Below are 6,843 nucleotides of genomic sequence, written 5' to 3' on the forward strand. Positions count from 1 at the left end.
TAGTATTTTCTAAATTATTTGGAAGTCCTAACGTCCCCAATTGAGCGCCAATCGGTTCTTCCAAAATTAAAACTGCTAAGTCATAGGTAGTAAGCTCATCTGGATCAGTATTTCGAAATTCTTTTAAATAACGAACTTCTTTGACTTTTATTTCACCAAATGGATTACTATCTGGAGTAGCCGCAGGCATAATCTCTACTTCAGTCGCTTCTGTTTTGGATTCACGGTCATAAACGACATGAGCTGCTGTAATCAAAACATTGTCTTTGATAAAGGAAGCACTTCCTCTACCTGTACCTATTTCTACTGAATCGGCATTTTTAAATTTGAATGTTGCTTTTACATAAGCTGATGTAGAGTAAGGATATTGTAAAGTATTTTTTACCTTAACTAAATCATTTTTGCCAATAATGACTTCTGACTGATTTGTATAATATTGACCATAAGTCGGTGAAACATCGGGAAGTGAAAAATTATTAGTTCCTGGATCCTCTTGTAATGTTTCACTTACCTCATACTCCTCGCCTGTACTTGAAATAACAGTCAACGCAGATACTGTCGGTAGCTGACTAGCTAATAAAGTACTAGCAATAATTGAAATACCGAATTTGCGATAAAATGTTTTCTTCATTTTTATAATTCATTCCTTTCGTTTCACTCAAGGCACAACACAGAATGAAAAAGTGTTGTGCTCTTTGTTTTATAATAACAGTGAGAAAGCCTATCACTACTACAAATCACGGGGAGGTGAATAAGTGAGTGGTACAGCCACTACCTCGCATTTTTATAGGTGTCATTCTTTCCATCAAGCACAAGAACTGTGACTAAGAGCACGTAAACTTATAATTGAATAAGCGACTCGTTTGTGAAAGGAAAGAATAGTCAAGGGATAGGCAGACTCAAATTTTATGAAGGGAGCCCCCTCATGTTAAAAATTATTTATATGGCATCGAAAAGCTATCATCGCTATCTGTCGCAGATTATTGGTTGCCATCTACCACGTACTTTTAAAACAGGAGAGTTATAATCCAAGATTACAAGGTCTTACAGAAATAAGAAATTCAGATAAGACAATGTCTGTCCAAGATGCCGTTCGTTTTGCACAACAGCACGGATTCAAGGTGCTTTAATTTTAAAGGTTGGGTATCAAGACCTCTTTTTAGTGTGCCCAAAATTTAGAGAAGTAATCAATCAACTAACTTTTATTTTTTCAAACTTGCCCCTACAATTTTTAATGAATAATAAAAGCGAATATACTAGAGACTAATTCTATTCCATTATTCTTTAATCTGCCTTCCCAACATCAAGACCATTGGACTTCTTTTGTGATTGCACTCGAATCTCCAATTGTCTATTCTTCTGAATAAACTGTTGGTAAGGAATTGTATTACTAAACATAAAAACACCTAGCAATGCAAATGTAACTAATTTTTTAATTCCACGTTTTTTTCTCATGCAATGAAACCCCTTTCTTTTTCCTTGTTTTTATTCTAACAGATATATTTTATTTAGCCAAGTGTTTTTATTGCATTTTGAACTTTTTTTCTTATTATTACCATAAAGAATTATTTGTTTCTTTAACTTACTATTTTGAACTAAAAATTTTATAATGAAATTAAGCAAATAGGAAGGTTTATTATCTTTAATGAATACACTCGCAGAGAAATTCAGATTGAAAAGAAAAGAGTTGAGACTCTCCCAACAAACTCTTGCAGAAGGAATTTGTGAACAAAGCCAGATTAGTAAAATTGAGAGAGGGCATTTCATTCCCTCCGCAGACCTTTTGTTCAAACTCTCCCAACGACTCGAAGTGCCATTAGATTATTTTTTTAATGAACAAATTGAAATTAAATCTAACCTTTCTAATTTCAAGCAATTATCTGCTCGATTATTAGATGACAGAAATTATGACAATTTAGAATATCTTTATAGAATAGAGATTGAACGAAGTACTTTTCTAACACTAGAAGACCGAACTTACCTTGAATGGATTAAAGCTATTATTGACTTCTATCAATATGACAGTAAGTGTGAGGCAATTTCTTCATTGGAAAATATATTATTAAAAGTCTCTTCAAATACTCTGATTTATTTAAAGGCGTTGAATACTCTATCTAATTTCTATTCCTTAGTGGGTCGTGAACAAGAATATGAGGCAAACTACTCTCATTTGATGGAGTTATATCAGACAAAAAATTTTGAGCATCAAGAGTTTTTATTTGGCTACATCAGAGTTCGTTACAACTACGCTCACTACCTAGTATCAAAGGAAAAATATAATGAAGCCATCCAAGAAGCTCTTGAGACTATCGAACTCTGTAAAGAGAGGCAAACAAGTTACCAACTAGCTCCCCTGCTCGTTCTCGTTGGAAATTGTGGAACACAATTCCTTGGCAAAGAACAAGTCAAAAATTATTATATAGAAGCAAGAGAGCTATGCAAGATTTATAACAATCCTTTCTCTGTGAAAATTGCAAGTTTTTCCCACCTTTTCTCAATACTGAAACAACATCTTTCCAGAACTTCAATAATTTCTTTTTGTGTTAAATCATTATTTAACTAAATCTTTGGAGGCAATACGTTTTCAAAGCTACTTTTTACCATAGATTTTGAGCCTTCAACACAGATTACTAAGCCAAAAATGCTCTAAATTTTTGAAATTCTAACAAATGCCACTCAACTTCATCATCATCTTTGACTTTCACAATATCTTCCTCAAAATAACATGGAATAAAGATAGTTTTCTTTTGAAACGGTTGTAGGAGGAAAATCTCTCCTACACTATTTTTGATTCTGAGAGAAAATTGCAAAATATCATCTACCAAACTTTCAATTATTAAGATTTTTTGCAGTTTATCTGAATTAGAATCGCAAGGCTTCTCAATAATATAATTGTCGAATTTTTTCATTCTAACTTTCTCTCCACTATTTCTTCCTTTATCAAGAAAAAGTTACCTCAATATTCATAAAGTACAATTCTAAATTAACTCCAATTATTGATTCATGATAATATTTCGATAACTCATCGTGCAATTAAAAACAAGGATTTTTATTTCAGACGATCCATCGTGAACACTTCATCAGCCATCTCCCAAATTGCCGGATTATGTGTTGCGATAATGATTAGCCTATTATCATCTCGAAGAGATAGCAAAATCTCCATAATCAACTGAGAGGTTGCTGGGTCTATTGAAGCTGTTGGCTCATCTGCCAGAATAAAGGGTGGATTCTTTAAGATAATTTTTGCCAAGGCAACCCGTTGCGATTCTCCGCCCGATAACTCAAAGATGCGCTTATCTAGGTCAAGATAAGCCAGGCCGACCTGTTCTAAAGCCTGCTTCTGCCTCAACCGCTGTTCCGACCGACTCAACTTTTGACCAATGAGACCTAGCTTAAGGTTTTCTTCAATACTTTGGTTTTCAATTAAGCCAAAGTTCTGGAAGAGGTAGCCCAATTCGTGACGGAAAAAATCACTCGATTTATAATTGGCCAAGTCTTTACCTCGGTAAAAAATCGTCCCATCATAAGATTCTAATTTCCCAATCATGTTCATCAAGGTTGTTTTTCCGCTACCACTTGAACCAATTAAGGCATAGACTTTTCCAGCCTTAAATGTCATTGAAAGATTCGAAAATAACTCTCGTTCTCCAAAAGATTTACTCACCTGTTTAAGTTCAATCATATTAACCTCCCTTCAAAACAAGCATGGACATCTTGTTTTCTTTCTGCATTTGGACATGTAACTGTAAAAGAGATAGACCAGTAAAGAGTAACAAGACTAAGAAAGCAACTACTATCTCTACCTGAAGAAATACACTCGCAACAAATCCCAGTAAAAACACACCCAGTTGAGCAAAGAGATAAGTGCGATGGATTTCTAAGAACCTGAGACCTGCAATGCGTTTGATAAAAATGGCACGTCTAAATTCTTCAAAGTAGAGCCTATTCATAGTGTTAAACAACAAGATTGAAGTTGCAATCCCAAGCACAGCTCCTGCTAGCATTACCCAATGTTCCCTCTGGATATTATCCAATAATGTGATGTAGTTGTGGTAACCTGTTTGCATTTCTGAGACCCAATTTTCAATGCCTTGTCTCTGGATAAGCTCCTGGGCATCAGACAATTGATTAAAGAGAACGTAGTTCTGTACTGCGTCTATCCAAAACAAAATGGACTGTGGACCAGTTGATTGGGGTGTTATAACAATGACGATCGGATCTTTCAAAAACTGCTGGTAAGAAATAGGGGTCGTATTATACACAAATCGATCCTGACCTGATTCCAAATAACCTACCGTAGCAGTCATTTGCTGTCGTTCATCTTGACTAGACATGCGACTGGTTAAGTCGTCTTCAAAAACAGATTTATAATGTTCTTCCTCTGAACGGAGGTGTTCAGGCAGCAATAAGACAAACTCCCCTACATTAAGGTGATTCATCTTTTGCTTAATAGTTGTATCTACAGGAATGTTTTGACGCTCCAAGTAATGCGGTGTGACGATAAGGACATTGCCATTCGGGCTGTAATCGTGCCATTCTGTAGAGGTTGTCAAGTTTTTGGAGGAAGCCATGCCATTTTGCAAAGTACGGTCAATTAACTGGTGTCTAGATAAGAAAGCCTTTTGTTCTGAAACAGCCAGATCCATCAATTGATACCAAGTTCTGAGTTTCCTTTGAGCTTGTTCATCAAAACCAGGACTCGTTCCTTCACGGCTGATTGATAGGGTAATCAGTTGTCTTTCCTGACTCCAAACCTCTTGTCCAATCCGATGCTGTTGCCAGGCTTGGGAATACTTTAAGCTACTCCCTATTCCCAGCGTTACAATAATAATCGCTAACAGTTGACCGATTAAAATCAAACTAATGATTCCTCTGACAGGCACTTGCCCTTTTATAATCTGCATCAGGTGTATCTTTTTTATCCCAACTGCGAAGAGTTGAGCGAAAAACAGGGAGATCGACAACAAGATGAGATTATAACTGAGCAAGCCTGCTCCTATGGTCATTAGGGATTGCGTTGGAAGCGACAGAATTTTTTGCATAAGAATGGCGAGCACGCCAGCTAAACTGAAACCAACAGCTATCCCTTTCAAATCCTCACCAACTGGTCTAAGGAAAATGGACCACCGTTTCTCTCCTGAAATGAGGCGAATGCCCGATGACCGTAATTGGCTAATTTGACTAATTAAAGTCAGTGCTACAAAGGTTAAGATGAAAATCAATAGACTGATTAACTGAAATCCGTTACTAAAGATAGCCATTAACGTAGATAGTTTAGATGGAATTGTCAGGTGCATGTTAGTCAAGCCAAGTTGACTTAGCTCTTCCCTTAGCAAGTGAATATCTAGGTGTCCATCGAATACAAAATAGTTTGTTTCAACACTACTACTTTGAGCATCTTCTAGATTTTTTTCCTGAAGCCCATCAGGCAACTTTCCGTCCCCAAAGGTCGTATAAGAAAAAACTGTAGTACCTTCTGAGTTAGGATCTTGGTGTTGAATCGCAATAAAGCTATCTGTTTCTTCTGCTAGTTTTTCCAAGCGTGTAGCAACATGCTGAAAAGTTGTTTCAGGGGAAGAATCACGTACAACAACGTTGGGGTAATAATGGGAGACATATGTATCAGTCCAAATGGTAAATACCCAAACAAAGAACAAACTAGCAAGCAGGTTGGATATGAGTATAAATAATTTTTTCATAGTGCATTCCTTATTCTAAAACAGAGGGCAGAAATACTCCTGCCCTCTATAAACTAACAAGCTTACTGAACTATTGATAAAAGAATCTTCTTCAATTATTCTTTACCATCCCGCATCAAATGTAACTTGCTCCCCAAAATTTGTATTAACAAACGCATAGGCCGCACTACGTGCTCCTGCATAAACTGTTTTTTGATTGTTACGTCCATTACTTCCAACATAGGCCCAGTGATACTGTGAACCATGATAATAATTCGAAAATGCTCCCCAATTATTTGGATCATGATGGCCTCCATAGGTCCACTCGCCACCACGGTGAGAAACTGCCAAAACAGGAAGAGCCAAACTAAATGCCAAAACGGCAAGGGATGATGCAACTACTTTTCTAAATTTTAACATATTATTACTCCTCTGAATGAAATATTATGAAAATGAGCGAAATGCAACTATATATTTTAATTAGAAATCTCAGTCTGAATTATAGTATCCTATTTTTTCCTCCTTTCTAACTGCACGTTCCTTTCTACAGGCAGAGACCTAATTTTATAAACCAATCTTAAATACTTTAGATTTTGTAACTCATAATTTTCAACAGTTGGTTAGCTATGAAAGCATTTTATCAAACATCTCCATTCTTATATCTATCTGGTATTGTTACAAGCTCTCATCAGAATACCTTTCTCTAAATAGTTGAATTTTAAAGTAATATAAAATCAATCAGCCTTCCCAACATCAAGACCATTGGACTTCTTTTGCGATTGCACTCGAATCTCCAATTGTTTATTCTTCTGAATAAACTGTTGGTAAGGAATTGTATTACTAAACATAAAAACACCTAGCAATGCAAATGTAACTAATTTTTTAATTCCACGTTTTTTTCTCATGCAATGAAACCCCTTTCTTTTTTTCTTGTTTTTATTCTAACAGATATATTTTATTTAGTCAAGTATTTTTATGTAATTTTTAACTTTTTTTTTTGTTTATTACCATAAAGAATTATTTATTCCTTTAACTTACTATTTTGAACTAAAAATTTTATAATGAAATTAAGCAAATAGGAAGGTTTATTATCTTTAATGAATACACTCGCAGAGAAATTCAGATTGAAAAGAAAAGAGTTGAGACTCTCCCAACGACTCGAAGT

8 protein-coding genes and 1 pseudogene are annotated in these 6,843 nt (G+C 35.5%); 2 read left to right on the top strand and 7 right to left on the bottom strand.

The window, feature by feature from the left end:
• On the bottom strand, nucleotides 1-631 hold a 631-nt coding region (locus tag HT736_RS09795), incomplete at its 3' end, for a trypsin-like serine protease (RefSeq protein WP_172930995.1).
• Between the two features lie 316 nt (nucleotides 632-947).
• Between HT736_RS09795 and HT736_RS11995 the strand changes: the two are divergent.
• A pseudogene (locus HT736_RS11995) lies at nucleotides 948-1,130 on the top strand (IS110 family transposase); the annotation flags it as partial.
• A 154-nt stretch (nucleotides 1,131-1,284) separates the two neighbouring features.
• Here HT736_RS11995 and HT736_RS12000 read toward each other — a convergent pair.
• On the bottom strand, nucleotides 1,285-1,455 hold the full coding sequence (locus HT736_RS12000) for a PhrA family quorum-sensing system peptide (RefSeq protein WP_001227865.1): 171 nt from the start codon (nucleotides 1,453-1,455) through the stop codon (nucleotides 1,285-1,287).
• 190 nt (nucleotides 1,456-1,645) lie between these two features.
• Here HT736_RS12000 and HT736_RS09800 point away from each other — a divergent pair, with 190 nt between their 5' ends.
• Nucleotides 1,646-2,563 carry a helix-turn-helix transcriptional regulator gene (locus tag HT736_RS09800; RefSeq protein WP_054392933.1) on the top strand — a complete coding sequence of 306 codons (918 nt, stop codon included), beginning with the start codon at nucleotides 1,646-1,648 and terminating at the stop codon, nucleotides 2,561-2,563.
• A gap of 67 nt (nucleotides 2,564-2,630) precedes the next feature.
• On the opposite strand, the gene HT736_RS12130 is transcribed toward HT736_RS09800, so the two are convergent.
• The 5 genes from HT736_RS12130 to HT736_RS12005 form a co-directional block, all read right to left on the bottom strand.
• The gene (locus HT736_RS12130) at nucleotides 2,631-2,909 is read right to left on the bottom strand and encodes a hypothetical protein (RefSeq protein ID WP_000712965.1); all 279 of its coding nucleotides are present in this window, start codon (nucleotides 2,907-2,909) and stop codon (nucleotides 2,631-2,633) included.
• Between the two features lie 140 nt (nucleotides 2,910-3,049).
• On the bottom strand, nucleotides 3,050-3,682 hold the full coding sequence (locus tag HT736_RS09810) for an ABC transporter ATP-binding protein (protein ID WP_023934537.1): 633 nt from the start codon (nucleotides 3,680-3,682) through the stop codon (nucleotides 3,050-3,052).
• 1 nt (nucleotide 3,683) lies between these two features.
• Complete coding sequence (locus HT736_RS09815) at nucleotides 3,684-5,699, bottom strand: DUF1430 domain-containing protein (protein ID WP_054388490.1); 2,016 nt, start codon at nucleotides 5,697-5,699, stop codon at nucleotides 3,684-3,686.
• Nucleotides 5,700-5,801: 102 nt separating this feature from the next.
• Nucleotides 5,802-6,098 (bottom strand): lactococcin 972 family bacteriocin, encoded by a 297-nt coding sequence (locus HT736_RS09820; RefSeq protein WP_000911559.1) that lies wholly within the window; start codon nucleotides 6,096-6,098, stop codon nucleotides 5,802-5,804.
• A 314-nt stretch (nucleotides 6,099-6,412) separates the two neighbouring features.
• Nucleotides 6,413-6,583, bottom strand: a complete 171-nt coding sequence (locus HT736_RS12005) for a PhrA family quorum-sensing system peptide (RefSeq protein ID WP_001227862.1) — start codon at nucleotides 6,581-6,583, stop codon at nucleotides 6,413-6,415.
• Nucleotides 6,584-6,843 lie beyond the last annotated feature (260 nt).

Source organism: Streptococcus sp. 339, assembly GCF_013277285.1.
Taxonomy (GTDB): Bacteria; Bacillota; Bacilli; order Lactobacillales; family Streptococcaceae; genus Streptococcus; species Streptococcus pseudopneumoniae.

Coding starts and splice junctions, on each gene's coding strand:
- HT736_RS12000 (WP_001227865.1), bottom strand. CDS start 1,455: ATGAGAAAAAAACGTGGAATTAAAAAATTAGTTACATTTGCATTGCTA.
- HT736_RS09800 (WP_054392933.1), top strand. CDS start 1,646: ATGAATACACTCGCAGAGAAATTCAGATTGAAAAGAAAAGAGTTGAGA.
- HT736_RS12130 (WP_000712965.1), bottom strand. CDS start 2,909: ATGAAAAAATTCGACAATTATATTATTGAGAAGCCTTGCGATTCTAAT.
- HT736_RS09810 (WP_023934537.1), bottom strand. CDS start 3,682: ATGATTGAACTTAAACAGGTGAGTAAATCTTTTGGAGAACGAGAGTTA.
- HT736_RS09815 (WP_054388490.1), bottom strand. CDS start 5,699: ATGAAAAAATTATTTATACTCATATCCAACCTGCTTGCTAGTTTGTTC.
- HT736_RS09820 (WP_000911559.1), bottom strand. CDS start 6,098: ATGTTAAAATTTAGAAAAGTAGTTGCATCATCCCTTGCCGTTTTGGCA.
- HT736_RS12005 (WP_001227862.1), bottom strand. CDS start 6,583: ATGAGAAAAAAACGTGGAATTAAAAAATTAGTTACATTTGCATTGCTA.